Raw genomic sequence first — 25,818 nt, 5'->3', positions numbered from 1 at the left:
CGCTCACTCGATGATCAGCTTGCCGATCAGGGCCTCGGCGAACGGCGGCTCGCGCCGCTCGGCTGCGTAGCTGTCGCGGTAGGCCTTGTTCAGCACCGCGGCGAACTGCGGCACCGTCATCGCCTGGGCCGCCTCCACCGTGTAGGCAGACAGGGCCGTCACGGCCACCGTGCGCAGCAGCGGCAGGTGTTCCTTGGCGCGCTTCTCCTGCTCGGGCAGGGCCTTGAAGACCACGTCCACGGCCATGTAATGCGAGACGGCAGCCCCGGTATTGCCGCGCAGCATCACCAGCACCTTGTCCAAGGTGACGTACTTGTAGTCGGGCGCGGGCTTGGCGGTCTCGGCCTTGGCGGCATCCGCCGCCTTGGTCCGCTCGTCGGCGGCGCCTCCCAGCTTCCACCAGACGGCGGCGCCGGCGCCGGCCGCCGCCAGCAGGCCGACCAGGGCGATCACCAGGATCAGTTTGATGTTCTTCTTCATCGTGAGGGCTCTCGGGTCGTGGCGGCCGTGAAGGTGGAGACGAAAGCGGCCGGGTCCGCATCGCCCAGCGCGCGGCCGGGGCGGCGTTGCTGCTGTTCGCGCTGCTCCTGGGCTTGCTCCTGGGCCTGTTGCTGGGCCTGTTGCTGCTGGGCGTCGCGCGGGGCGCCGCGCGCGTCGCTTTCGCGGCCGGCCGAGGCCGGCTGCAGCACCTGCACGCTGACCTCGCCGCTGTGGCGCTGCACCAGGTCCTGGCGCAGCTGCTCGCTGACCTGCTGGACCTGGCGCGCCACCTCGCCATGGCTGGCGGCGATGCGCACCTGCAGCTCGCCGGCCTGCTGGCGGATCGCGATCTCGACCCGGCCCAGCAGCGGCGGATCGAGGCGGATCACGGCTTGCTCGCTGCGCGCGGAGATCTGCAGTTGCAGGCGGTCGCCCAGGGCCTGCAGCAGCGGTTGCTGCCATTGGCGTGGTTCGCCCTTCAGGGCCAGGCCGGCGTCGCGGCCGGCATCCATGCCGACGCCGGCGCTGGTGGCGCTGGTAGCGGGCTCCGGTGCGGCGAGTGGCGGCTGGAGGCCGGCCGGGGCGGCAGCGGCGACGATCGGGTCGGCCGCCGCCTGGTTCGGGTCGACCACGACGGCCTGGACTGCGGGCGCGGCTGGCGCATCCGCGGGCCGGGTCTCGGCCCGGCCCGGCGGCGCGACGATGGCCAGCGCCTCGTCTGCCACCGGCAGCGCGCCCGACAGGTCTGGCGCGACGGTCTGGGCACCCGGCGACCGCAGCAGTTGCTGCGGCTGTGATGGCGCCACCAAGGCCTGCAGCAGGCCCAGTGCCGCCATCGCATAGGTGCTTTGCGGATCGATCGGCGTGGCGGTGTCGGCCGTCGGCAGGTCACCGGCGGCTGCATCCGATTCGGCCGCTGCCCTGTCGACCAGGGCGTCCGGCATCCGAGCCTCGGCTGCCACGAACGGGTCTTGAGGCGGCGTGGCGCCTTGCTCGACCAGCAGGGCATCGGCAAAGAAGCCGCGTGCCTGGCCGATGCGCGATTCGGCCAAGGCGCCGACGACAGCAGGCATGGCGAGCGGCTGATTGCCCGCCGCGGGCCTGTTCAAAAGCGTGCCGCCGTTCATGCGCGGACCTCCGGATCATGGGCGGAATCGGACCAGCCGGCGCTTTCGGCATAGGCGCTCCAGCGCTCGCGCCCCTGGCGCATGCTCTGCAGCGTCTGGGTCAGGCTGGCGAGTTCGGCGGCGCACAGTTCGCGCGACTGGGCATGGGCCTGCTTCAGGCCCTGCAGGGCCTGGCGCTCGGCCTCGTTCAGCTGCACCGGCGCCGGCCAGCGGCGCAGCATGGCGGCCAGCTCGGCATCCAGGCGCGACAACGCGGCCCAGTCGCGGCCGCGGCCGGCTTCGCGCAAGCCCTGGGTCAGCTGGCGCAGCTGCATCAGCTTATCCATGACGGGCCTGCACGCCGGCCCAGCCGGTGCGGATATTGGAGAGCAGGGTCACGACCTCGTCGACGATGCCGACGTCGAGGTCGATGCCGGCGCGGTAGAGGCGCTCGGCACAGTAGTCATAGAGGCGGGCGAGGTTCTGCACGACCTCGCCGCCGGCCTCCATGTCCAGGGCGCTGGACAGGCCGTTGATGATGGCGACGCTTTTTTCCAGGCTGGCGGCCTTGAGCTCGTAGCGGCGGGCCTCGATGTGGCCGCGAGCGCGGGCCAGTTCATCGAGCAGGCCGTCCATCAGCACCAGCACCAGCTGCACCGGCGAGGCTTGGGCGGTCTGGGCCTTGAGATTGACGGCTTGGTAGCTTTGGTAGGCGTCGTAAGTCATCGTGTGGGGGCTAGGTGCTCAGCGAACTGAGCAGGCTGCTGGTATCGCTCATGCGCGACTGCACTTCCTGCAGCGCGGTGAACTGCTTGAGGTAGCGCTGGTACATGGTTTCGTACTGCGCATCGAGACGGGTCTGGCGGGCACCGAGCGCCTTCTGCGCGGCCTGCACCGAGGCCTGGCGCTGCTGGATCTGGCCCGAGCTGCTGTTGGTCCACTGCTCCAGCAGGCCGGCGAAGGCGCCCATCACGCCCTTGGGCGCGCTGCTCGAGCTGCTGCCGAACACGGTGTCCAGCGCATCCGGCTTGGCAGCCAGGGTCTTGTTCAGGCGGGTGCTGTCCAGGCTCAGCTGGCCACCGCGGTCGGCGCTGATGCCGAGGTCGCGCAGGGTCATGCCACCGAAGTCCTGGCGCAGGATGTTGTTCAGGCGGCTGCGCAACGAGCGCACGCCGGCATCCGTGGCGAAGGCCGCCGAGGCGGCGCCGTCCTTGCCCACCGCGGTCAGCTCGTCGAGCGCCTTCTCCAGCGTGTTGTAGGCCTCGACGAAGCTCTTCACATTGGCCGTGGTGGCGCTGTCGTCCTTGGTGACGGTCAGCGTATCGGGCGTGCCGCTGCTCAGGCCCTTCAGCGTCACGGTGACGCCGGGAATGGCGGTCAACTCGTTGCTGCCCTGCTTGATCTGCAGGCCGGTGCCTTGTGCCCCCATCCAGACCACTGCATCCTGGGCCGCTTTCAGCTCGACCTGCTTGCTGGGGTCTTCGAGCGCGGTGCGCAGCGCGCCGGCCGGCAGGCTGCTGGTGTCCAGCGTGATCTTGCCGCCCTCGCCGCTGACGCCCGAGCTCAGGGTCAGCTGGCTCTGGCCGCCGCCGCTGACGACCTGGGCGCTCACCAGGCCGCCGTTGCCCGAGGCCTGGTTGATCGCGCGCGCCAGCTCGACCTGGGACAGCGTGCCGTCGCCGTCGCCGTCGGCGTTCGACAGGTCGACCACGAAATTGCTGCCATTGTCCAGGCGCAGGGTCATGTTGACCGGGCCGCTGGGCCAGGCCGGCACGGCGGGCAGGTCGTTGTAGGCCACCTGGTGCGAGCTGGCCAGCTTCTCGACGAAGATCTGGTAGCTGCCCGGCAGCGCGCTGGCGCTGGCCACGGCGCTGCCGGTGGCGCTGTTGCCAAAGGCGGCCGTCAGCTGCTGCAGGCTCTTCTTGTCCGACAGGCCGTCCAGCGCGGCATCGAAGGCCTTCAGCGCGGACTGCAGCTTGCTCAGCGCGGTCGCGGTGGCCTGGCTGCTCTTGGTCTGCGAGGCCAGCAGCGTCCGGGCGGACTGGGTGTAGGCGGTGGCCAGATTGGTGGCCAGGGTGGTCGGGTCGATGCTAGCCATGGCAAGCTCCTGCAAGGTTGTCGGTGGGACTACCTTGGGCAAGGGCGACGGCGCGGCGCGCGGGCTTAAACGGCCTCATGCGGGTTCCCCCTGGCCGCGCTGCCAGACCTGGCCGGCCAGATCGTCTTGCTGCTTCTGCTCCAGGCGGCCGCGCGCGGCCAGCAGGCGGGCATCGACGCGCCCCAGCAACTGGCCGAAGGCCTCCTGCTTGCGCGCCACCGCCAGCATCGACTGGCGCTGCGCCGCCATGTCGGCCTCGTGCAGGGCCAGGTCCTGGCGCTGCTGCTCGGCCCATTGCAGCACCGCCTGCTTGTATTCGGCGCTGTTGGCGGCCAGGCTGGGCAGGGCCGCGCCGGTCGGGCCGATCTGGGCGTTCAGCTGCTCCAGGCGCTCGACGGTCGAGACATAGCGGGCGCGCAGCTGCTCCTTGGCGGCCAGTTGGGCCTGGTGGCGTTCCAGCTCGCGCTCGCGCAGGCCCATCAGGCGCTGCAGGCTGCGTTGCAGCTGTTGTTGGCTCATGCCAGCAGCTCCTCGAGCTTGGCCAGGGTCTCGGCCAGCGGCGCGGCCTCGTTGACGCCCTGGTGCAGAAAGGCCTCGATGCGCGGGAACAGCGCGACCGCGCGATCGGTCAGCGGATCGGCGCCGGGCACATAGGCGCCCAGCGGCAGCAGCTCGCGCACCTGCTCGTAGCGCGCCGCCAGCTGCTTGAGCTGACGCGCCGCCTGTTGATGCGGCTTGGCGGCCACCAGGGCCATGCAGCGGCTGATCGACTGGGCGATGTCGATCGCGGGATAGTGGCCGCGCTCGGCCAGCGCGCGCGACAGCACGATATGGCCGTCCAGGATGGCACGGGCGGTGTCGACCACCGGATCCTGCTGGTCGTCGCCCTCGGCCAGCACGGTATAGATCGCGCTCATGCTGCCTTGCGCATGCTCGCCGTTGCCGGCGCTCTCGACCAGCTCGGGCAGCACCGAGAACACCGAGGGCGGGTAGCCGCGCGTGGCCGGCGGTTCGCCCAGGGCCAGCGCCACCTCGCGCTTGGCCATCGCATAGCGGGTCAGCGAGTCGACCAGCAGCAGCACATGCTGGCCCTGGTCCCGATAATGCGCCGCGATGGTATGGCACAGCTCGGTGGCGCGCATGCGCATCAGCGGCGACTCGTCGGCCGGCGCCAGCACCACCACGGCGCGCTTCAGCCCGGCCTCGCCCAGCGAGAGGTCGATGAACTCGCGCACCTCGCGGCCGCGCTCGCCGATCAGGCCCACGACCACCACGTCGGCCACGGTCTGGCGGGTGATCAGGCCCAAGAGCACGCTCTTGCCCACGCCCGAGCCGGCCATCAGGCCGACGCGCTGGCCACGGCCCAGGGTCAGCATGCCGTTGATCGCGCGCACGCCCACGTCCAGCGGCTCGTGCACCGGGGTCTTCTTCAGCGGATTGACCTTGGGCGGCTGGCTCGGCAGCGCATGCTCGCCGGTGAGGCGGCCCAGGCCGTCGATCGGCTCGCCCAGGCCGTTGACGATGCGGCCCAGCCAGGCCGGGCCGATCATCGGCAGGCGGCTCTCCGGCGCCGGCAGCACGCGCGCGCCGGTGGCCAGGCCCTCGGGCTTCTTGAAGGGCATCAGGTAGGACACCTGATCGCGGAAACCCACCACCTGGGCCGCGGTCCAGGCGCCGTCGGCGCCCTCGATCATGCAGCGCTGGCCGGTGCGCAGCGGGCAGCCGACGCTTTCCAGCAGCAGGCCGGAGGCGCCGACCAGGCGGCCGGTGGGGGTGGCCACCGGCACCTCGCCCAGCTCGACCTTGCGCAGTGCGGCGGCGATCATCGCGCGCCCTCCCCGCCGGCATGATCCAGCACCTGGGCCTTGACCTGGCTCATGCAGGCCTCCAAGCGCTGGCGGCAGCCGGCATCGGCCTCGCGGCCGCCGGCCAGCAGCCGGCATTCACCGCTTTCGAGGCCGGCGTCGGGCATCAGGGTCCAGGCCAGGGCGCGCTCGGGCGCCAGGTCCTGCAGGCGGCGCAGATCCTCGGGATTCAGGAACACCTCGACGCCCTCGCGGCGCACCGGCATGCTGGCCAGGGTCTCGTCGACCAGAGCCAGCAGCTGGGTGGGCTGCAGGGTCAGCTCGGCGCGGATCACCTGGCGGGCCACCTTCTCGACCAGCTCGACCACTTCCTTGCGCAGCGCCGACTGGTAGTCGGCCTGCAGCTGGCGCAGCTCGCCCAGCAGCGCATCGACCGGCCGGGCCAGCACGCCGAAGCGCTCTTGCATCTCGCGCCGCCCCAGTTCGCGGCCCTGCTCGCGCCCGGCGGCCTGGGCCGCATCCGCGCCCGACTGCAGGCCGCTGGCATGACCTTCCTCGTAACCCTTGGCCAGGCCCTCCTGGAAGCCCTGGGCCAGCGCTTCCTGCAGCTGGGCCGGCGAGCTCGTCGCGAGCTCGCGGGCCGCGTTCAGCTGGGCCAGCGGCGGGAAGCGATGCGGACGCAGCACGGGCTTCATTCGACCGTGGCCTCCGCGAACAGCTGCACCTGGATCTCGCCGGCATCGACCAGGGCCTTGACCTGGGCCATCACCTCGTTGCGGGCCTGCTCGGCGCGCGACAGCGGCATCGGGCCGCTGCGGCGGATCAGATCCTCGAAGCTCTGCGCTTGACGGCGTGGCATCGCGGCCAGGATGGCATCGCGCACTTGGGCCTCGGCGCCCTTCAGCGCCACGGCCCACAGCTCCAGCGGCACCTCCTCGATGATGCGGGTCAGCACCGCCTCGCTCTGGCGCGACAGGATGAAGAAGTCGTACATGCTGACCTCGATCTCGCTGACCACCTCGGGGTCATGCGCGCGCAAGAGCTCGACCATCTGCAGGCGCTGGCCCGGCAGGCGATTCAGGATCTCGGCCGCCTGGCGCACGCCCTCGACGCTGGCGCCCTGCTGGCCCAATCCGGCCAGGCAGCGTTCCACCAGCTGCTCCAGCTCCTGCAGCAGCTCGGCATCCACCTCGGAGAGACGCGCCACGTTCAGCAGCACCAGGTCGCGGCCGGCCTCGGGCAGGGCCGCGATCACGTCGCCGGCCAGGGCCGGCGGCAGAAAGGCCAGGAACACCGCCTGCATGCGCACATGCTCGTCGGCGATATGGTCGGCCAGCCATTTCGGCGAAGCCCATTGCAGACGCTGCATCTTGGGACGGATGGCGTCGCCGTAGATATTGTTCAGCACGCTGTTGGCGATGTCGCCGCCCAGCGCCAGATCCAGCGAGCGCTTCAGATAGCTGCGCGAGGCGCCGTGCACGCCACTCTGCTCGCGGTAGTCGTCGAAGAAGCCCTGCAGCGCGGTCTTGACCCAGTCGACCTTGATGCCGCTCATGCGCGACATCACCTGGGTCACGTCCAGCAGCTCCTCGCGCGACAGGCAACGCAGCACCGCCGCAGCGGGCTCCTCACCCATGCTCAGAAGCACGATGGCCGCGCGCTCGACCGGTGTCAGGCCGGCCGCGCTGGTGGCGGGAATGAAGTCGGCGGCAATGTTGTGATCAGGCATTTTTCTTCTGCACCCATTGCTTCACCACCTCGGCCACGCGTTCGGGCTCCTTGGACGCGAGGATCTTCAGGTGGTCGACCAGGACATCCACCGGCGAGCCGGGGGGCGGCAATTCGTAGTTCTCCAGCAGCGGCACGACGGGCATGGGTCGCTCGGCAACCGGCGCAGGCAGACCGGCGGCAGGCGCCGGAAGTTCGACCGGTAGCGCCGCGGAGCCACCCGGGTTCGCTGGCATCGCTACCGGTTCCAGCGGCGTCAGCGGAGCGCGTGGCGCCACGGCCTGCTGCGCCACGCGCAGCAGCGGACGGGCCAGCAGCAGATAGCCCAGCAGCGCGGCCAGCGCATAGCCGACCCAGCCGCCGATGTCGAGCAGTTGGTCGCGCTGCTGGTACCAGGGCTCGGGCGCGGCCGGCCTGGGGAAGCTCAGCGTCGAGACGACCAGCTTGTCGCCGCGCTCCGCATTGACGCCCAGGCCCATGCTCAGCAGGCGCTCGACCTTGCCCAGGTCGTCGGGCGTCCAGGCGGTGGCGCCACCGGGGGCGGCCGCGTTGTTCAGCACCACGGCCACCGATAGGCGAGCCAGGCGGCCCCGGCTCTTCTTCACCTGGGTGATGCTGCGGTCGTAGGCGTACTGGCGCGTGGCCGCGTTCTTGCGCGCGGTGCTGGCATTGGCCGCGGCATCGGCCGGCGCCGAAGCGGCGGCATCAGGCGCGTTGACCGGGCGGTTGCTCAGCGAGCCGGGGATGCCCAGCGCGATGCGTTCGCGGTCCTGCTCCTCGCGCATGGCCTCGTTGGTCAGCTTGGGCGCATCGCCGTACTGCTCGCGGGTCTCCTGCACGCGGTCGTTGTCCACCTCGGCGGTGACCGAGACGCGGTAGTTGGCCTCGCCCAGCACCGGCGCCAGCAGGTCGCGCACATTGCGGCGCACCTCGTCCTGGTAACGCTTGGCGGCGTCGCCGCCCTGATTGGCCTCGAAACCCTCGCTGAGGTCGACGCGCGCCGACAGCAGATTGCCCGACTGGTCGACCAGGCTGATGCGCGTTGGCTCCAGGCTGGCCACGCTGCCGGCCACCAGGTTGATGGCAGCGGCGATCTGTTCGTTGGACAGGCTGCGGCCCGGCTTCAGGGTCAGCACTACGGAAGCCGAACTCTTCTGGCCATCGCTCAGCACGAAGGACGAGGACTTGGCGATCGACAGATGCACGCGCGCCGCATCGACCGCATCCAGGCTCATCATGCTCTGCGCCAGCTCGCCCTCCAGGCCGCGGCGAAAGCGCACGTCCTGCACGAACTGGCTGACCCCCAGCGGGTCGTTGCGGTCCATCAGCTCCAGGCCGGCCGGCAGCTTGGCGACCACGCCCTTGGCCGCCAGCAGCATGCGCACGCGGCCCAGCTGGCCCTCGGGCACCAGCACCTGGCCGGTGTCGGGATGCAGGCGGTAGGCGATCTGCTCGCCGTCCAGCACGGCCAGCATCTCGGCCGTGGCCACGCGCTCGCGCTGGCCGAACACCGGCTTGTAGCCGGCCTGGTCGCGCCACATCAGCATCAGGGCGAGGGCGGTGCCGGCCAGCGCCAGGCCCAGCAGCGGCGCAAGGCTGCGCAGCAGGCCGCTCGGCAGGGCCGGTCGATTGCTCCAGGCGGGACCCAGGCGGGTCGTCAGGGCTTTCAGCATGGTGTTCCGGGCCTCAGAGCTGCAGCTTGATCAGTTCGTCCACCGCGCCGACCACCTTGTTGCGGACCTGCATCAGCATCGAGAAGGACAGGCTGGCTTCCTGGCTGGCGAGCATGGCCCCCACCAGGTCGTCGCTCTCGCCGGCCTCGACCGCGCCCATGCGGGCCGCGGCGTCCTGATCCTTGGCATCGATGCCGCGCAGGGCCTGGGCCATGCTGTCGGCGAAGCCGCGCACGCCCTCGGGCCGAGGCTCGGACGCGCTCGCGGCCAGGCGCAGCGCATCCTGCTCCAGGCGCGCCAGTTCGGCCTGCAGGGCGCCGGTACTGAGCTGTGGCGAGACGGTGCCGGAGACGGCCATATTCGAGTCCTTCGCGTTACCGGAAATGCACCGATCGAGGGCGGAGCAATTCCCTGCCCATTCGCAGAGCATATTTTTGTTTCGGGATTTTTTGGTTTTCGCCGGCTGTTTCACCGCGGGGCGAAACCAGCATGAAGCGGTGACACTTGAAACTACTTCGAGATGAATCCCGACATCGATACCCCCTTTGATCGCGGACCCATTTTCAATTTCGCGCGAGTCTCATTGCTATTCATTAATTGAATATGAAATTCAATCAGAACATACGCCCGCGGCGCCGGTTTTTATTTCCTTGCCTGTATCGTCAGCCGCACGCCCCAGCAATAAAGCGCGATCTGCCGACACCTTATTCACATGAGTTGCCGATCGACCATTTGTGCGCGCTGCGCCCGGACCGATGGCGCGAACGGAGCCCGCGCGCCGGACGTGGGGCACGACATCGCGGCGGGGACATCGGGGAAGGAGGAGAGACTGTTCGGCTTGCTCATGGTCGCGTCACACCAAGGGGTCGATCGGCGGCAAGCCCTGGCGAAAGCCAGCAGGTCGCAACAGGCTGCGGGAGCAGCCCGGCAGGCGAGAGTTCACCCTGAGCCCACGCAGCACGCGGACTCGGCAGACTCAGGTCTGGCAACCCCGCTATCGTGATCCCGGGAAGTCCCGTGGATGGTAGACCGGAGGCTTTGCGACCCCGACTTTCGTTCGGGTGTGCCCTGATGAGCAAACTGTAACGGGGTACAAACAGCCGGACAAGAATTTTTGCGGCGGTGCAATAAAGCAGTCCGGATCCGCGTGACTTTGTACACGCGGATCCGGACGAAGGATCGACAGATCGCTATTTTTGCGCCGCACAGACGCCGGCGTCATATTGCAGCCATATGAATGGTCGCCACCCCACTGCCGAGGTACAGGCGGGGTATATAGACCGGTCCCACGCAAGCAAGGCGACCCTGATCCGAGTCGACTTAAATTCGGGCCCTGTGATTTTTTACCGTGCGCGCCGCCGGCATGGCATCTCGAATATCAAGAGAGTATCCAAGGCTCCATAAAATGCGAGCGGCTTTCAATAAGCCACGCCCGCCGCGCGCCGCCTCCTGGCAAACGGCTATCTATTTAGCCAAACCTGCGCAAACCCACGCCGATGACCGCCTCCGATCAACGTCCCTCCAGGTCCGCGGACCGCGACGGCGGCCACCATGCGCCGCTGGATCCGCGCACCCTGGGCCGTCCCGTGCATCTGCTGCCGCGCTTCGCAAGACAGCTGGGCGAAGCGCTCGGCGAGCAGTTCCGCCAGCACAACCGCCGCTACCGCGCCCAGTACCAGCTCGGCGAGATCAGCATCAAGCCGGGCAGCCTCGCGCAGAACACCGGCCGCTGGCTGGTCGGCCTGGGTCCGCAGGGCCGCGTGGCCTGCTGGGTCGAGCGCGGCCTGGTGCTGAGCCTGATGGCGCACCGCTACGGCGCGGCCGAATCCGGCGCCGATGCCGCCGTGCCGGAAACCGCCACCGAGGAGCGCCTGCAGGCGCTGCTGTGCCGCCAACTGCTGGAAGGCTGCATGCAGGCCATCGACAACACCGAGGCGCCGGAGCTGCAGCCCAGCCAGCAGCCCCGGCTGGCCGCCGGCAGCTGGATCGTGCGAGTGCCGGTGCGCGAAGCCGGATGCGAGTTGGACAGCGAGATGCTGCTGGCGCTGGAGCCCGCCTATATCGACCGCCTGCTGAAGCGCCTGGCCGAGGAACTGCCGGATCGCAGCCCGCGCAGCGCAACGGACGCCCACCAGCTGGAACGCCGGCTCGGCCTGAAGCTGGAGGCCCGTCTGCTGGAGCAGACCCTGCCGCTGGGCGAGCTGCTGGCGCTGCGGCCCGGCGATCTGGTGCCGGTGCGCCTGAAGGCGACCGAGGTGCTGGTCGACGGCTCGCGCCTTTTCACGGCCTCGGTGGCCGAACACCAGGGCAAGCTGTGCCTGACCTCCTTTGCGGACGCCGACTGACATGAGCAATCCGATGAACATGAACGACAACCAGGCCATCGAGGCCCTGCTGAACGATTTCCCCGAGCAGGAGCTGGCCCTGCCCGCGCCCGAGGCCGCCCCGGCGCCGCCCGCGCGCGACCTGCCAAAGCTGATGCGCAAGATCCCGGTCACGCTGACCCTGGAGGTCGGCGAGGCCAGGCTCTCGCTCTACGATCTGGCCCGGCTGCAGGCCGACAGCGTCGTGGAGCTGGACACCCTGGCCGGCGAACCGCTGATCATCAAGGTCAACGGCACCGCGATCGGCCGCGCCGAGGTGGTGGTGGCCGGCGAGAACTACGGCCTGAAGATCATCGAGATCGCCGGCCTGGACCTGGATCAGCTGCAGCCATGAAGTTCGCGCGCGCCCTGGGCCCGATGGCCCTGGGCATGGGTCTCTCGCTGCTGCACCACCCGCTGCTGGCCCAGACCGTCAAGATCACCGGCGCCGTCCCCGGCACGGCCAACGAGTTCACGGTCAAGACCCAGGTCCTGATCATCATGACCCTGCTCGGGCTGCTGCCCGTGCTGGTGCTGATGATGACCAGCTTCACCCGCTTCATCATCGTGCTGTCGCTGCTGCGTCAGGCCCTGGGCCTGCAGCAGGGCCTGCCGAACCGGCTGATCACCGGCGTGGCGCTGATCCTCACGATCCTGGTGATGCGGCCGGTCGGCGAGCAGATCTGGGAACAGGCCTTCATGCCCTACGACGCCGAGAAGATCACCCTGACTCAGGCGCTGCGGATTGCCGAGGCGCCGCTGTCGCGCTTCATGCTGGCGCAGACGGGCAAGAGCGCGCTGGCCCAGGTGTCCAAGCTGGCCGGCGAGGAGCACGTCGCCAAGCCCGAGGAGCATGGTTTCGCCGTCAAGCTGGCGGCCTTCGTGCTGTCGGAGCTGAAGACCGCCTTCCAGATCGGCTGCATGCTGTTCATCCCCTTCCTGGTGATCGACCTGGTCGTCGCCTCGGTGCTGATGGCCATGGGCATGATGATGCTGAGCCCGCTGGTGATCTCGCTGCCACTGAAGCTGCTGCTGTTCGTGCTGGTGGACGGATGGACCCTGACGGTCAACACCTTGGTGTCCAGTGTCAGGATGGTGGGATCATGACGCCCGAGATCGCGACCGACCTGATCGGCGAAGGGCTCAATATCACCTTGCTGCTGGTCACCTTGCTGGTGCTGCCCAGCCTGATCGTGGGCCTGCTGGTGAGCCTGTTCCAGGCCGCCACCCAGATCAACGAGCAGACCCTATCCTTCCTGCCCAAGCTGCTGGTCACCCTGCTGGTGGTCGGCCTGGCCGGGCGCTGGATGGTGGGCTATCTGATGGACTTCTGCGTCTCGATCTTCGAGCGCGCGGCCACCCTGGTGGCCTGACTCCGCCATGGAGTGGGAGCTCAAACAGCTGCTGCCCCTGCTGAGCGCCCTGTGGTGGCCGTTCTGCCGCGGCCTGGCCTTCCTGAGCGCGGCGCCGCTGATCGGCGAGGCCATGGTGCCGATCAGCGCGCGGCTGCTGCTGGCGCTGGCGCTGGCGGTGATCCTGATGCCGGTGTCGCAGAGCACGGCCATCGCCATCGACCCCTGGACCCTGGCCGGCGTCGTTGCGGCAGCCGAACAGGCCCTGCTGGGCTTCGTGCTGGGCCTGGCCTTCCACCTGGCGATGGCCGCGATCACGGTGCTGGGCTTCCTGCTGTCCTCGCAGCTAGGCCTGGCGATGGCGGTGATGAACGATCCGATGAACGGCGCCTCGTCCGACGTGATCTCGGCCCTGCTCTCCATGTTGTGCATGCTGGTGTTCTTCAGCGTCGACGGGCATCTGCTGTTCGTGCAGGTGCTGGGCGGCAGCTTCAAGGCCTGGCCGGTCGGCGCCGGCCTGGCGGCGCTGAGCATGGAGACGCTGGCCTACAACCTGGCCTGGGTGTTCTCGGCCGCGCTGCTGCTGGCGCTGCCGGTGGTGTTCTCCACCCTGGTGGTGCAGATGGGCATGGGGCTGCTGAACCGCGTGGCCCCGAGCCTGAACCTCTTTTCGCTGGGCTTCTCGCTGGTGACCCTGTTCGGCCTGTTCATGCTGACCCGCATGCTCGCCCATGTGCCGGACCATTACCTGCGAATGACCCGGCAGGTGCTGGAGATGATCGACCGCGGTCTGCGCACGGGGGCCGGCCATGTCTGAGGCCGGCAGCGGCGACAAGACCGAGAAGCCCTCGGAACAGAAGCTCCGCAAGGCGCGCGAGCAGGGCCAGGTGGCGCGTTCGCGCGATCTGCCGATGGCGGTCGCCATGCTGCTCAGCTTCAAGCTGCTGGTGCTGCTGATGCCCATCTACCTGGAGGACTTCCGCGCCCTCTTCCACCTGATCTATGCGCCGCTGAACCTGGAGGGCGCGCAGGACAACGTCTGGTCCGCGCTGCTCCTCGCCACCCTGGCGCTGCTGCTCAAGCTGGCCGCGCCCCTGCTGCTGCTGCCGCTGGCGGCACTGCTGGCCTCGCTCTATCCCGGCGGCCTGGTGTTCGTGCCCGGCAACTGGGCACCCAAGCTCGAGCGCCTCAGCCCGCTCAGCAATCTGGGCCGGCTGTTCAGCGCCAAGCATTACAGCGATCTGGGCCTGTCCATCCTGAAGGTGCTGTGCCTGCTGGCGGCGCTGGTCTACCTGGGCCGCAGCCTGGCCGACGCCTGGGTGGCGCTGCAGGGCCAGAGCCTGGACCAGGCGCTGGCGCAGGGCTCCGGCATGTTGCTGGACAGCCTGATGGTGCTGGCGGCCCTGCTCGGCGGCTTCGCGCTGCTGGATGCGCCGCTGCAGCATTTCTTCTTCATGCGCAGGCAGCGCATGAGCAAGCAGGAGCTGAAGGACGAGTACAAGCAGCAGGAAGGCCGGCCCGAGGTGCGCCAGCGCATCCGCCAGCTGCAGCGCGCGCTGGCGCAGCGCGGCGTCAGGAAGTCCGTGCCGGAGGCCGACGTCGTGATCGTCAACCCCGAGCATTACGCGGTGGCACTGCGCTATGACGAAGGGCGCGCCGAGGCCCCCTTCGTGCTGGCCAAGGGCGTGGACGAGATGGCCTACTACATCCGCGAGATCGCGCGCCAGCATGGCGTGCAGACCCTCACCCTGCCGCCGCTGGCTCGCGCCCTCTACAACAGCAGTCAGGTGCAGCAGCAGATTCCTGCCTCGCTGTACCAGGCCGTGGCCCAGGTGCTGAGCTATGTGATGCAGCTCAAGGCCTTCAAGTCGGGCAAGCGCAAGAGCGCGCCCCAGCTGCCCGGCGACCTGGCCGTGCCCCCGCATCTATCGGACCCCCAGTCCTCGCCCTCATGAACTTCTTCGAACGTCTCACGGCCCAGCTGGGCCCCTACCGCGTCGCCGCGCCGCTGTTCCTGATGGCCATCCTGGCGATGGTGATCCTGCCGCTGCCGCCGGTGCTGCTGGACGTGCTGTTCACCTTCAACATCGTGCTGGCGCTGGTGGTGATCCTGGTCAGCGTGAACAGCAAGCGGCCGCTGGACTTCTCGGTGTTCCCGAGCATCATCCTGGCCACCACCCTGCTGCGCCTGTCGCTGAACGTGGCCTCGACGCGCGTCGTGCTGCTGCACGGCCACGAGGGCACGCATGCGGCCGGCCAGGTGATCGAGAGCTTCGGCAATGTCGTGATCGGCGGCAATTTCGTCGTCGGCCTGGTGGTGTTCGTGATCCTGATGGTGGTGAACTTCATCGTCGTCACCAAGGGCGCGGAGCGCATCTCGGAGGTCTCGGCCCGCTTCACCTTGGACGCCCTGCCCGGCAAGCAGATGGCGATCGATGCCGACCTGAACGCCGGCCTGATCAACCAGGAGCAGGCGCAGAAACGCCGCAAGGAGGTCGGCGCCGAGGCCGACTTCTACGGCGCGATGGACGGCGCCAGCAAGTTCGTGCGCGGCGACGCGATCGCCTCGATCCTGATCCTCTTGATCAACATGATCGGCGGCGTCGCGATCGGCGCCTTCATGCACGATCTGAGCCTGGGCGAGGCCTTCCGCACCTATGCGCTGCTGACCATCGGCGACGGCCTGGTGGCGCAGATCCCGGCGCTGCTGCTGTCGGCCGCGGCCGCCATCATCGTCACCCGCGTCAGCGATTCCGGCGATGGCGACGGTGCCTTCGAGGCCCAGATCGGCCAGCAGCTGCTGGCCTCGCCCCAGGTGCTGTACAGCGCCGCCGCCGTGATGCTGGCGCTCGCCCTGATCCCGGGCATGCCCACGCTGGCCTTCACCAGCTTCACCGCGGCGCTGGCCTATGCCGGCTGGCGCATGAGCAGAAAGGCCGCCGGCCAGGTCAGGCCGGCCGCGCCGCTGGAAGGCGCGCTGCTGACGGCCGCGCCGCCCGAGCTGGACTGGCGCGCGCTGCCGGTGGTGGAGACGCTCTCGGTCTCGCTGGGCTACAAGCTGGTCGGGCTGATCAGCCCCGAGCAGGGCGCGCCGCTGCAGCAGCGCGTCAAGGGCATGCGCCAGAGCCTGAGCGAGAACCTGGGCCTGCTGCTGCCCGGCATCAATGTGCGCGACGACCTCTCGCTCAAGCCCACCCAGTACGCGGTGCTGCTGGGCGGCAGCGTGATCGCCCAGGCCGAGGTGCATCCCGAGCGCCTGATGGCCATCGCCTCCAACCAGGTCTACGGTGAGCTGGACGGCGCGCCCGGTGCCGACCCGGCCTACGGTCTGCCGGTGATCTGGATCGCGCCCGAGCAGAAGGCCCATGCGCTGGGCCTGGGCTATCAGGTGGTGGACGTGCCCAGCGTGATCGCGACCCATCTCTCCAAGCTGGTGCGCGAGCAGTTGCCCGAGCTGCTGCGCTTCGACGATGTCGGCGCGCTGCTGGAGCGCCTCACCGCGCTGGCGCCGAAGCTGGCGGCGGCGCTGGACAAGGCCTACGGCCACAGCCAGTTGCTGAAGATCCTGCGCCTGCTGCTGGCCGAAGGGGTGTCGATCAAGGACATCGTGCCGATCGCCAGCACCCTGGTGGAGAACGCCGAGACCACCAAGGACGCCATCCTGCTGGCCGCCGAGGTGCGCTGCACCCTGAAGCGCCAGATCGTCGGCCAGCTCTGCGGCCCGGTGGGCAGCATGCGCGTGTTCAACCTCGGTGCCGAGCTGGAGAACCTGCTGCTGGGCGCGCTGAACCAGGCGCGCCAGGGCAATGCCAAGGTGCAGCTGGACAGCTACCCCGTGGACCCGCAGCTGCTGGCCCAGCTGCAGCGGCATATGCCGCAGGCGCGCGACCAGATGAAGCAGCAGGGTGCCGCCCCGGTGCTGCTGGTGATGCCGCAGATCCGTCCGCTGCTGGCCCGCTATGCGCGCCTGTTCGCGCCCGGGCTGGCCGTGCTGTCCTACAACGAGGTGCCGGAGCAGCGCGAGATCGCGGTGATCGGGGCGCTGGGGTGAGCCGGGCCATGTCTCGCATGGACCGGCCGGGGCGACGGCGCTAGCCGTCAGTCGCCCTGTTGCAGCACGCTGACGAGCTCGGCCGCGGCGCGGAACAGCAGCTGGCTGCCGGCCTGGGCCAGGCCCTGGGCCCGCTGGCCGGGGCTGGCATCCAGCAGGGCCGGCTGACGCAGGCTCAATGAACAGTGCCGCAGTAGCAGCGGCACGGCCGCCAGGGCGGCGGCGATGCGCGGCAGGCGCTCGCGCAGCCCTTGCAAGGTGTCCTGGCGTTCGGCGCTGAAATGCAGCAGCAGGCCATGCCGCCATTGCAGCAGCACCAGCAGCCAAGCACCGTCCAGGCGCAGATTGAGGCACAGCCGCAGCCCGCTATGCCCTTCCGCGCCCTTCCCGCCCTCCCCGCTCGAGCTGTCGGCGTCATCCGCCGCGCCCTGCTCGGCATCCAGCGGATGCCAGAGCTCCGGCAGAGGGCTCAGCAGGCGCAGCCAGAGCGCCTGGCCCATCCAGCCCGGCAGCTGGATCGGTGCGGCATGGGCGGCCAGCAGGGCCTCGGGGCCGAGCACCTGACCCGGCAGCGCCTCGGGTTGACGCAGCTGCTGCGCCAGCGCACGGGCGCGCCATTGGGCGGCCAGATGGCTCGGCAATTCGGCCGAGCGGCTGATGTGCCAGCGCTGCAGCCAGGCCTGGTCGGGCCGCATGGCCACCGACGCCCATTCGCCTTCGGCGCCGAGCAGAGATACCGAAGGCATGCTTTCGCGCTGCAGCATCTGCAGCTCCAGCCTGGGTTGGCGCGCCAGCACGCGCAGCAGCAGCAGTTCGCCCGGCAGCGCCGCATCCGGCGGCAGCTGCAGCTGCAGGCCGCTCTCATCGCTGCCCAGCAGCGCGCCCTGCGGCTCCCAGGTGACGCGCAGCCGCAGCAGCTCGCCGACCTGGACCTCGCGCGCGCCGGCATCGCGCGCCTGGACCTCGATGCGGTGCGGGGCGCGGAGGGGGCTAAGGACGGGGATCGGGGCCGGCATAAGCCTGCAAAGCGACCCGGCGGGCCGCCCGCTTAAACCGGTCGGCGCAGCCGCGGGCAGGGCATCGCCGCGAATGGGCCGCCGGAAAGGAAAAGGCGCTTTGCGTGTTGTTTGGTGATGCTGAGATGACGACGGCCTGGCGCTGCGTTTCTCCGCGGGAGCCCAGCGGTGGAGAAGCCGGGATGCGGGTGTGCGCAATTGCGCAGGTGAAGGAGGAGGGCCGCTTGCGGCCCGGGGGACACGGAGCAATTGCGCACACCCGCGTCCCGGCCTAACCCGGTCCTCGCAGAGGCGATCAAGGCCAGGCAGGGGGATCACGAATCAACGCACAAAGAGCCAAGAAAAAGCCGGGCACGCGGCCCGGCTCTGCACATCGGGACATGGGGCGCGGAGCCCCCGCCGCTTACTGCAGCAGCGACATCACCAGGCCGGACATGCTGTTGCTCTGCTTCAGCATCGACGACGAGGCTTGCATCAGCATCTGCTTGGTCGTCATGTTGGACGATTCCGTCGCGTAGTCCACGTCCATGATGCGGCCCTTGGCCTGCGACACGTTGGTGCTCATGTTCTGCAGGTTGTTGTACACATGGTCCAGGCGGTTCGCGCCGGCGCCCAGCTTGGAGCGCAGTTCGCCGACTTCGTCCAGGGTGGTGTTGGCCAGGCCGATCGCGGCATTGGCGGCGGCATCCAGGTCACCGGCCTTCAGGGCCGTCACGGCGGCGTTGGCGGCGGTCAGGTCGGCCGACACGTTCAGGGCGTAGGTCTCGGCCGCGTCGGAGCCGATCTGGAAGGTCACCGCGGCGGCCAGCGTGCCGCCGGTGAACAGGGCCTGGCCACCGAACTTGGTGTTGGTCAGGATGTTGGTCAGCTCGTTGCCGAGGTCGTTGAACTCGGTCTCCATGGCCGTCTTGTCGCTGGCGTTCGAGGTGCCGTTGGCGGCTTCGGTGGCCAGATCCTTCATGCGCAGCACGATGTTGGTCACTTCGTCCAGGGCGCCTTCGGCGGTCTGCAGCATCGAGATGCCGTTCTGCGTGTTGCGCTGGGCCACGGCCATGCCGCGGGTCTGGGCGTTCAGGCGGGTGGCGATCTGCAGGCCGGCGGCGTCGTCCATCGCGGAGTTGACGCGGAAGCCCGTGCCCAGGCGGGTCATCGAGGTGGACAGGGCGCTCTGGGTCTTGCCCAGCGAACCTTGGGTGGACAGGGCGGCGGCGTTGGTATGCAGGCTCAACATGATGGGGTCACTCCTGAAAGGGTTGTCTGCGTAGCGGGCAGTTTCAGCTGCCCTCACCAGCACAGGGCGGCCTCCCCTGGCGGGAACTTAAACGCCGGATGCAAAAAAAATGGCGCCGCGCAAAACTCGGCGCCATGGCGGCGCCATGGCGGCACTAGTTCACGGATCAGCCCAGCCGCACCGGCAGGAAGATCTGCTGACCGCCTCGCTGCACCAGCAGGGCCACCGACTTCTGGGCCCCGGCCACTACCTCGCGCACCTGTTCCACCGTGGCTACCTTCGTGCCGTTGACGGCCAGCAGCAGGTCGCCCGGCTGCACGCCGGCCCGGGCGGCCGCGCCGGCGACATCCTCGACCACCAGGCCCTTGACATGGGCGCCGCCCTCGCCCGGCTCCAGCGGCCGCAGGGCCAGACCCAGCTTGCCGGCCGGCGAGGCCTCGTCCTGGGCCAGTTTGACCGCGCCCTTCTCGGACGCGTCGCCGAGCTTCGCGCCGAAGCTCTCGCGCTTGCCCTGGCGCCACACTTCCAGCCTGGCGGTTTCGCCCGGCGTGGCCTGGCCCAGCAGGGCCGGCAGGTCGCTGGAGGCGTTGATCGGCTGCTCGTTGAACTTCAGGATCACGTCGCCCGACCTCAGGCCGGCCTTGGCGGCCGGGCCGCCCTCCTCCACGCTGGACACCAGCGCACCGGCCGGGCGCTCCAGCTTGAAGGAGTCGGCAAAGGCCTGGTTGACATCCTGGATCACCAGCCCCAGGCGCGCATGCTGGGCGCGGCCGCCGTTCTGGATCTGCTGCTGCACGCGCCTGGCCACCTCGATCGGGATGGCGAAGGAGATGCCCTGGTAGCCGCCCGACTGGCTGTAGATCTGGGAATTGATGCCCACCACCTCGCCGCGCGCATTGAACAGCGGGCCGCCCGAATTGCCGGGATTGACCGCCACGTCGGTCTGGATGAAGGGCACGAAGCTCTCGTCCGGCAGCGCGCGGCCCTTGGCACTGACCACGCCGGCGCTGACGCTGTTCTCGAAGCCGAAGGGCGAGCCGATCGCCAGCACCCATTCGCCGACCCGCAGGTCCTGCGTGCTGCCCAGCTTCAGCGTCGGCAGGTTCCGGGCCTCGATCTTCAGCACCGCGACATCGGTCTTGGCGTCGCTGCCCAGCACCTTGGCCGGAAACTCGCGGCGGTCGGTCAGCTTGACCATCACCTCCTGCGCGTCGCGCACCACATGGGCATTGGTCAGGATGATGCCGTCCTCGCTGACGATAAAGCCCGAGCCCTGGCCGCGCGTGGGCAGCTCGCGCGGCTGCTCGCCCGGCTGGCCGGGCACCTGGAAGCGGCGGAAGAACTGGTAGAAGGGATCGTCGGGATCGAGCTGCGGCATCTGCTGCGGCCCGCGGCGCGACGCGGTCTTGACCGTGCCGGTGACGCCGATGTTCACCACGGCCGGGCCGTTCTTCGCCGTGATCTGCGCGAAGTCCGGCAGCGCTGCCGCCGCGCCCGGCTGCGCCAGCGGCAGCGCGGCGGCGGCCGGCGCGGCCACCGGGGATGCCCCGGCCGGGGGCGCGGTCGTGTCGGCGCCGCTCCTGGTCAGCGCGACGGCTCCCACCGCGCCGCCGCCCAGGCCGATCAGACCGGCGGCCGTCAGGGCCCACACCAGGCGTTTCGCGGGAATCATTCGTTCTGCTGCTGCCATAAAGCCTCCGTTGCGAGGAAATTCGGGATGGCTCAACTGTGGCGAAGCAGACTTAGACGGCACTTAAGCCGCAGCCGGCCGCCGGCGCTGCGCTCGACGCATCCCCAGATTGTTGTGGCCGCTCGACCGCGCCTTTCTTGTGTATGCCCCCGCCGACGCCCAGAATCGGCTCCGGGACTCATGGCGGGGAGATCGGATGGCGAAAGGTTCTGATGACTTCGTGCTGGATCATCAGGTTCGCGCGATCCTGGTGATCGACGTGGTGGAATCCGTACGGCTGGTGCAGCGGCCCGGCAGCCGCTTTGCGGAACGCTGGACGCGCTTCGTGTGGGAGGTGCGTGACGAGTGCCTGCCGCAGCACCGCGGCCAGATGGTCAAGCATCTGGGCGACGGCATGCTGGTCCTGTTCGAGGACAGCCGCGATGCCGTCAATGCCGCGCTCGACATGCACCGACGCATCGAGACCTTCAATCAGGGCGTGGCCGAGGAGCTGCGCATCCTGCTGCGCGCCGGCGTGGCCGTCGGCGAGATCGAGATCTCCGAGCTCGACGTGTTCGGGGTCGATGTCAACCAGGCCGTGCTGCTGGCCCGCCTGGCGCGCCCCGGGCAGACCGCGGTGCCGGCCAAGGTGCGCGACCGGCTGGTGCATGGGCTCGATGCGAATGTCGAGGATCTGGGCGACTGCTGGCTGCGCGACAGCCCCGATCCGGTGCGCACCTTCGTGGTGTCGCAGGCCGGCGATCCGCGGCCCGCCCCGACACCGGCGCGGCTGACCCCGCTGTGCCCGACCTTGGCCGTGGTGCCCTTCGCGACCATTGCCGCCGAAGGCCCGCAAGCCTATCTGGGCGACTGCGTCGCCGACGAAATCATCGACGCCCTGTCGCGCAACCCCTCGCTGCGCGTCATCTCGCGCCTGTCGACGACGGCCTTCCGCGGCCGCGCCGCCGCGCTCGACGGCATCCGCACCCATCTGCAGGCCGACCATGTGCTGTCCGGCCGCGTGCACATGGCCGGCGATCGCCTGCGGATCGCGCTGCAGCTGGTCGAGGTCGGCTCCTCGACGGTGATCTGGTCGGGCGAGCACACCGGCAGCGCCATGGCGGTATTTGCCGGCACCGACGCGCTGGCGCCGACCGTGGCGCGCGAGGTCAGCCGGGCGCTCGCGATACGCAGCGTGGAGCGGGCCCGCAGCGAGCCGATGCCGACGCTTGCCAGCTACTGCCTCCTGATGGCCGCGGTAGGTCTGCTGCACGGCGCCAGCCGCGCGGAATTCGAGCGCGCCCGGCAGATGCTGGACTACCTGATCGAGCGCGACCGCCACCACCCGGCCCCGCATGCCTGGCTGGCCAAATGGCATGTGATGCAGGTCCAGCAAGGCTGGGGCGAGCTCGAGCGGGACTCGCGGCTCGCCCTGGAGCAGACCCAGCGCGCCCTGGAGCTCGACCCGAACTCCACGCTCACCTTGGCCATCGACGGCTTCGTCCACTGCAACCTGCTGAAGGACCTGGAAGGCGCCCGCGCGCGCTATGACAAGGCCCTGGAGATCAATCCCAACGAGTCCCTGGCCTGGCTGTTCCACGGCACCCTGATGGCCTTCATGGGCGAAGGCGAGGCGGCATTGGCATCCACGCAGCGTGCGCTGGAACTCTCGCCGCTGGACCCGATGCGCTACTTCTTCGAATCCCTGTCCGCCACCGCGGCGCTGTCGGCCGGGCAATGGGAGACCGCCATCGAACGGGCTCGGCATTCACTGCGACTCAACTGCCACCACACGTCAACCTTAAGAGTGCTGACGATCGCGCATGTGCAAACGGGAAGAATCGCCGAGGCCCGCGAATGGGCTGCGCGACTGATGGCGCTCGAGCCGGATCTCTCGGTCGCGGCCTACCGGGCACGTTCGCCGAGCATGGGCTACGCCACCGGCGAATTGTGGGCAAGCAGCCTGGCCGCCGCCGGCGTGCCGCTGCGCTGAGCATCGAAAGGAACAGGCAATGCTGAACCGACATCGGGGACATGTGCTGCAGATCCCGTTTGGTGGGGCGCGCGGCTTCGGTGGCGCGGGCGGCGCCGGGGGGGCGATCGGTCTGGGTGGGGCTGGTGGCGCCGGGGGCGCGGGTGGGGCGGGTGGCGCCGGGGGCGCGGGTGGGGCCGGGGGGGCCGGTGGCGGCGACAGCGGGCTGGACCTCGGCGGCGCGATCACCAGCCGGGATGGCATCGTTGATGCATTCGAGGCCTCGGCGCTGCTTTCCCCTGCGATCGGTAGTATCGATGCTGTAGCGCCCATCGAACGCTGGGAGCCCTGGATCCGTGCCAATCTGATCGACACGGAGTTGCTGCAAGGTCTTGAATACGCGGTCGTTGGCAGCGACGGCTTCCGGCTGCAACTGGCTTGCGGTGGCCCGCCCATCGTCACGCTGTTTCGGCCCGCGCCCGGGATATCGATGGCCAGGCAGCTGGAACTGGTCGTTGAATACGCAGCGCTGCGCGAAGACCGCGCGGCCGAAGTGCTGTCGCAAGTGCCGCAGTTGGCCACGTACTGGGCCTCGGTGGTCGGCCTGCACGCCAGCCGCACGCCGCGCACGCTGGAGCTGCTCGGCGCGGTCGTACGGCTGGCAATCTCGGTCGAGATGCGCTTCAAGCATGCCTTTGCCTTCCCACGGCCGATGCAGTATTCGCCGCAGGTGCAGCCGATGATCCTGACGCCGCAGCACAGTGCCTATCCGAGCGGGCATTCGACCGAGGCCCATGCCGTGGCCTTCACCCTGCTACATCTGCTGGGGGACTCGCAGACCAGCCTGCGTGGCCGCACCCTGCTGAGGCTGGCCCAACGAATCGCGATCAACCGCACCGTTGCAGGCGTGCATTTCCCGATCGACAGCCGCTGCGGCCGCGTGCTGGGCATGGCGCTGGCCAACTATGTGGCGGCACGCTGCTCGGGAGAGGCACCGCTCTCGCACCTGACCTTCACCCCCGTGCCCGAGGCCATGGACGAAGACTTCGTGCTCTTGCCTGAGCAGAAGGCCGCACTGGGTCTGACCAAGGGCATCGCAGCACCCGGCCCCTGGAGCTGCGACTCCGAAACCGAGCTGCCGGCCTGGCTCTGGTCGGAAGCGAAGGAAGAGCTGCCATGACGCCGGAATGGCATGCGCTGCCGGCGCGCAAATGCGATCCGGACCTCGATCCGCGCCATGACGCCTTCACCAGCTGGGCGCAGCAATCCGAGTTCCGTGATGCCCTGCTGCCCGGCCAGCAGGGCCGGCCGGCCGCCATCTGGCTCATGCTGGAACTGCGCGAGCAGGAGCCCGCCCCGCCCTGCCCCGGGGTCTGGTTGTACGAACGCGCGGCCGGACTTCCGCCTGGGTGGCTGCGCCTGTCTGACAGCTACGCGGCGCCCCTGAAGGGCCTAGCCGGGCTGCGGTTCTGCACCGCGCTGGCAAGTCCGCGATTCATCCGCTGTCTGACCGATACCGGCGAGCTCGCGGCCCTGCCCAAGCCGTTGCAGGCACAACTGCTGGAGATCCGCGGCGCGATCGCACGCTACGAGATTGCGCTGCAGGGCGACTGGTGGCCGGACTCGAGCGCGCCCCCCAGCAGCGCCGTCGCGGATTCGATAACAACGCACGACGCCCCCGCGCCGGTGGTGGTAGGCATCATCGATGACGGACTGCCCTTTGCCCATGAACGCTTGTGCTGGCGCGACGCCGCAGGCCTGCGCCATACGCGCTTCCTGGCCTTGTGGAATCTTGCGGCTCCAGCGCGTCTGGACCGGCGCTGGGGTTTGGGCCGGGTGCTGGATCGGGCAGCGATGGATCGGGCCATCGTCGGTGCCAGCGATGTCGCCTTGCGGGTCGACGAAGAGGCCGCTTATGCCCAGCTCGGTCTGGCCCCCCTGTTGCGGCATCGGGTAACCCATGGCGCCCATGTCGCCGACCTGGCCTGCGGCATGCCGCCACCGTCGCAGCCGCATCACGCGCCGGCCATCGTCGGTGTGCAGTTGCGGCCGATGGAATCGACCTTGTGCATCTCCGCTGGTGCCCATCTGTTCGATGCGATGCGCTTCGTCATCGATCAGGCCGACCGCGCCGGCGCCGAGCGCGTGGTGGTCAATGCCAGTCTCGGCAATATCGCCGGGCCGCACAACGGCTCGTCGATGTTCGAGGCGGCGATCGACGCCCTGGTCACGCTCAGGCGCCAACAGCAGGCCGCGCCGGTCGCGCTCGTGCTGCCGGAGGGCAACAGTTATCTGTCTCGCTGCCATGCCTGGAGCCAGTTCGACAAGGCCGACAAGGCCAGCGAAGCCGGCGTGCTCCCGCTGAAATGGTGTCTGCGCCCCGACGACGGCACTTCCAGCTTTCTTGAGATCTGGCTGCGCCCCACCGGGGACAAGCAGGACCGCCCGATCGAGATGAGCTGGGAGCTGCAGCCGCCCGGCGGTCCGGTACTGCCGATCAGCTTCATGATCAAGGCCGACGAACCGCTCGCCGCCCAGGAATGGGTACTGAAGGAAAAGGATGGAAAGGATGGCAGTCAGCATCCGCTAGCGGTGTTTGGCATCCATCCCGACCCGGCCAACGGCGACCTCTGCATGGGTCTGCTGGCGGTCGCGCCGACCGCGGCCTATGGCCCCTGGTCTTATTCGGCCCCGTCAGGCCCCTGGTCCTTGACCATCCGCCAGGGCAGCCAGGGCGTGCCGCTGTTTTGCAACGTCTACTCGCAACGGGACGAGAAATCCTTCGGACATCCAGGGCGTGGACGCCAGGCGGTGATCGAGGACGGCTACGACAAGGTCTTTGATGAGGTCGGCCGGACCCGGCTGGCTGACGGTGACAGCTTCCGCCGCCGCGCCGGCACGATCAACGGCCTGGCCTGCGGCAATGAAGTGAAGGTGGTCGGCGGGCTCGAAGTTCGGTCCGGCGGGCGGCTCGACCCGGCGCCCTACTCTTCGGTTAGCCTTCCGGTCGACCGGCGTGCATCCAAACGCGAACTGGCCATCACCGAGGACTCTCCGGTACTGCGCGGCATCCATGCGGCGGGCTGCCGCAGCGGCACGGTGGTGGCCCTCAGCGGTACCAGCACGGCCGCACCACAGCGTGCGCGCGCGCTCGCCTTTGCTCTGCCGGCACCGGTTCCCCCTACCAAGGTGGATGACCACAACAGCACGCCGCGGCCACTGGTGCGGCCCGACACGGAACTGGTCGCACGCTCGCGGCTGCGCCGCCCCTGAG

Annotated in this window: 24 protein-coding genes and 1 riboswitch; of the genes, 10 read left to right on the top strand and 14 right to left on the bottom strand. The window is 69.3% G+C overall.

Annotation, left to right across the window (positions count from 1 at the left end; genetic code table 11):
- Window positions 1-3 precede the first annotated feature (3 nt).
- From AC07OQ_RS00235 to fliE, 11 genes are all read right to left on the bottom strand, one after another.
- A complete protein-coding gene (locus tag AC07OQ_RS00235) occupies window positions 4-480 on the bottom strand; it encodes a flagellar basal body-associated FliL family protein (protein WP_495051066.1) in 477 nt (158 codons plus the stop codon).
- Window positions 477-1,553, bottom strand: a complete 1,077-nt coding sequence (locus tag AC07OQ_RS00230) for a flagellar hook-length control protein FliK (RefSeq protein ID WP_495051065.1) — start codon at window positions 1,551-1,553, stop codon at window positions 477-479. The genes AC07OQ_RS00235 and AC07OQ_RS00230 overlap by 4 nt, the downstream gene beginning before the upstream one ends.
- A gap of 50 nt (window positions 1,554-1,603) precedes the next feature.
- Window positions 1,604-1,933: a flagellar protein FliT gene (fliT, locus tag AC07OQ_RS00225; protein ID WP_495051064.1), complete on the bottom strand. Its 330-nt coding sequence runs from the start codon at window positions 1,931-1,933 to the stop codon at window positions 1,604-1,606.
- Window positions 1,926-2,312 (bottom strand): flagellar export chaperone FliS, encoded by a 387-nt coding sequence (fliS, locus tag AC07OQ_RS00220; RefSeq protein ID WP_495051063.1) that lies wholly within the window; start codon window positions 2,310-2,312, stop codon window positions 1,926-1,928. Before fliS ends, fliT begins: the two co-directional genes overlap by 8 nt.
- Window positions 2,313-2,322: 10 nt before the next feature.
- Window positions 2,323-3,684 (bottom strand): flagellar filament capping protein FliD, encoded by a 1,362-nt coding sequence (gene fliD, locus AC07OQ_RS00215; RefSeq protein ID WP_495051062.1) that lies wholly within the window; start codon window positions 3,682-3,684, stop codon window positions 2,323-2,325.
- A gap of 75 nt (window positions 3,685-3,759) precedes the next feature.
- Window positions 3,760-4,203 carry a flagellar FliJ family protein gene (locus tag AC07OQ_RS00210; protein ID WP_495051061.1) on the bottom strand — a complete coding sequence of 148 codons (444 nt, stop codon included), beginning with the start codon at window positions 4,201-4,203 and terminating at the stop codon, window positions 3,760-3,762.
- Window positions 4,200-5,510, bottom strand: a complete 1,311-nt coding sequence (fliI, locus tag AC07OQ_RS00205) for a flagellar protein export ATPase FliI (RefSeq protein WP_495051060.1) — start codon at window positions 5,508-5,510, stop codon at window positions 4,200-4,202. Before fliI ends, AC07OQ_RS00210 begins: the two co-directional genes overlap by 4 nt.
- Window positions 5,507-6,184, bottom strand: coding sequence for a flagellar assembly protein FliH (fliH, locus tag AC07OQ_RS00200; RefSeq protein ID WP_495051059.1), 678 nt, complete (start codon window positions 6,182-6,184; stop codon window positions 5,507-5,509). The genes fliI and fliH overlap by 4 nt, the downstream gene beginning before the upstream one ends.
- Window positions 6,181-7,218 (bottom strand): flagellar motor switch protein FliG, encoded by a 1,038-nt coding sequence (locus tag AC07OQ_RS00195; protein ID WP_495051058.1) that lies wholly within the window; start codon window positions 7,216-7,218, stop codon window positions 6,181-6,183. Before AC07OQ_RS00195 ends, fliH begins: the two co-directional genes overlap by 4 nt.
- A complete protein-coding gene (gene fliF, locus AC07OQ_RS00190) occupies window positions 7,211-8,890 on the bottom strand; it encodes a flagellar basal-body MS-ring/collar protein FliF (protein WP_495051057.1) in 1,680 nt (559 codons plus the stop codon). Before fliF ends, AC07OQ_RS00195 begins: the two co-directional genes overlap by 8 nt.
- Window positions 8,891-8,903: 13 nt before the next feature.
- Window positions 8,904-9,248 carry a flagellar hook-basal body complex protein FliE gene (fliE, locus tag AC07OQ_RS00185; RefSeq protein WP_495051056.1) on the bottom strand — a complete coding sequence of 115 codons (345 nt, stop codon included), beginning with the start codon at window positions 9,246-9,248 and terminating at the stop codon, window positions 8,904-8,906.
- Window positions 9,249-9,871: 623 nt separating this feature from the next.
- A riboswitch (cyclic di-GMP riboswitch) is annotated at window positions 9,872-9,968 on the bottom strand.
- Window positions 9,969-10,386: 418 nt separating this feature from the next.
- Between fliE and AC07OQ_RS00180 the strand changes: the two genes are divergently transcribed.
- From AC07OQ_RS00180 to AC07OQ_RS00150, 7 genes are read left to right on the top strand one after another with little or no spacing between them, the layout of a single operon-like run.
- Window positions 10,387-11,235 carry a FliM/FliN family flagellar motor switch protein gene (locus AC07OQ_RS00180; protein WP_495051055.1) on the top strand — a complete coding sequence of 283 codons (849 nt, stop codon included), beginning with the start codon at window positions 10,387-10,389 and terminating at the stop codon, window positions 11,233-11,235.
- Between the two features lie 13 nt (window positions 11,236-11,248).
- Window positions 11,249-11,608: a FliM/FliN family flagellar motor switch protein gene (locus AC07OQ_RS00175; RefSeq protein ID WP_495051054.1), complete on the top strand. Its 360-nt coding sequence runs from the start codon at window positions 11,249-11,251 to the stop codon at window positions 11,606-11,608.
- Window positions 11,605-12,360 (top strand): flagellar type III secretion system pore protein FliP, encoded by a 756-nt coding sequence (gene fliP, locus AC07OQ_RS00170; RefSeq protein ID WP_495051053.1) that lies wholly within the window; start codon window positions 11,605-11,607, stop codon window positions 12,358-12,360. The genes AC07OQ_RS00175 and fliP overlap by 4 nt, the downstream gene beginning before the upstream one ends.
- The gene (gene fliQ / locus AC07OQ_RS00165) at window positions 12,354-12,626 is read left to right on the top strand and encodes a flagellar biosynthesis protein FliQ (RefSeq protein WP_495051370.1); all 273 of its coding nucleotides are present in this window, start codon (window positions 12,354-12,356) and stop codon (window positions 12,624-12,626) included. The genes fliP and fliQ overlap by 7 nt, the downstream gene beginning before the upstream one ends.
- A 7-nt stretch (window positions 12,627-12,633) precedes the next feature.
- The gene (gene fliR / locus AC07OQ_RS00160; RefSeq protein ID WP_495051052.1) at window positions 12,634-13,422 is read left to right on the top strand and encodes a flagellar biosynthetic protein FliR; all 789 of its coding nucleotides are present in this window, start codon (window positions 12,634-12,636) and stop codon (window positions 13,420-13,422) included.
- Window positions 13,415-14,560: a flagellar type III secretion system protein FlhB gene (gene flhB, locus AC07OQ_RS00155; RefSeq protein WP_495051051.1), complete on the top strand. Its 1,146-nt coding sequence runs from the start codon at window positions 13,415-13,417 to the stop codon at window positions 14,558-14,560. Before fliR ends, flhB begins: the two co-directional genes overlap by 8 nt.
- Window positions 14,557-16,656 (top strand): flagellar biosynthesis protein FlhA, encoded by a 2,100-nt coding sequence (locus AC07OQ_RS00150; RefSeq protein ID WP_495051050.1) that lies wholly within the window; start codon window positions 14,557-14,559, stop codon window positions 16,654-16,656. The genes flhB and AC07OQ_RS00150 overlap by 4 nt, the downstream gene beginning before the upstream one ends.
- Before the next feature lie 47 nt (window positions 16,657-16,703).
- On the opposite strand, the gene AC07OQ_RS00145 is transcribed toward AC07OQ_RS00150, so the two are convergent.
- From AC07OQ_RS00145 to AC07OQ_RS00135, 3 genes are all read right to left on the bottom strand, one after another.
- On the bottom strand, window positions 16,704-17,672 hold the full coding sequence (locus tag AC07OQ_RS00145; protein WP_495051049.1) for a hypothetical protein: 969 nt from the start codon (window positions 17,670-17,672) through the stop codon (window positions 16,704-16,706).
- 403 nt (window positions 17,673-18,075) lie between these two features.
- Complete coding sequence (locus AC07OQ_RS00140) at window positions 18,076-18,903, bottom strand: flagellin N-terminal helical domain-containing protein (RefSeq protein WP_495051048.1); 828 nt, start codon at window positions 18,901-18,903, stop codon at window positions 18,076-18,078.
- A 166-nt stretch (window positions 18,904-19,069) separates the two neighbouring features.
- The gene (locus AC07OQ_RS00135) at window positions 19,070-20,575 is read right to left on the bottom strand and encodes a Do family serine endopeptidase (protein ID WP_495051047.1); all 1,506 of its coding nucleotides are present in this window, start codon (window positions 20,573-20,575) and stop codon (window positions 19,070-19,072) included.
- Between the two features lie 214 nt (window positions 20,576-20,789).
- On the opposite strand from AC07OQ_RS00135, the gene AC07OQ_RS00130 reads away from it, so the two are divergent.
- The 3 genes from AC07OQ_RS00130 to AC07OQ_RS00120 are packed head-to-tail and all read left to right on the top strand — an operon-like array spanning window position 20,790 to window position 25,817.
- The gene (locus AC07OQ_RS00130; RefSeq protein WP_495051046.1) at window positions 20,790-22,565 is read left to right on the top strand and encodes an adenylate/guanylate cyclase domain-containing protein; all 1,776 of its coding nucleotides are present in this window, start codon (window positions 20,790-20,792) and stop codon (window positions 22,563-22,565) included.
- Window positions 22,566-22,584: 19 nt separating this feature from the next.
- On the top strand, window positions 22,585-23,724 hold the full coding sequence (locus AC07OQ_RS00125) for a phosphatase PAP2 family protein (RefSeq protein ID WP_495051045.1): 1,140 nt from the start codon (window positions 22,585-22,587) through the stop codon (window positions 23,722-23,724).
- On the top strand, window positions 23,721-25,817 hold the full coding sequence (locus tag AC07OQ_RS00120; protein ID WP_495051044.1) for a S8/S53 family peptidase: 2,097 nt from the start codon (window positions 23,721-23,723) through the stop codon (window positions 25,815-25,817). The genes AC07OQ_RS00125 and AC07OQ_RS00120 overlap by 4 nt, the downstream gene beginning before the upstream one ends.
- Window position 25,818 lies beyond the last annotated feature (1 nt).

The sequence above is a fragment of the Roseateles sp. GW821-FHT09B06 genome, from assembly GCF_059418245.1.
This window is presented reverse-complemented; position numbering and strand designations above follow the sequence as displayed.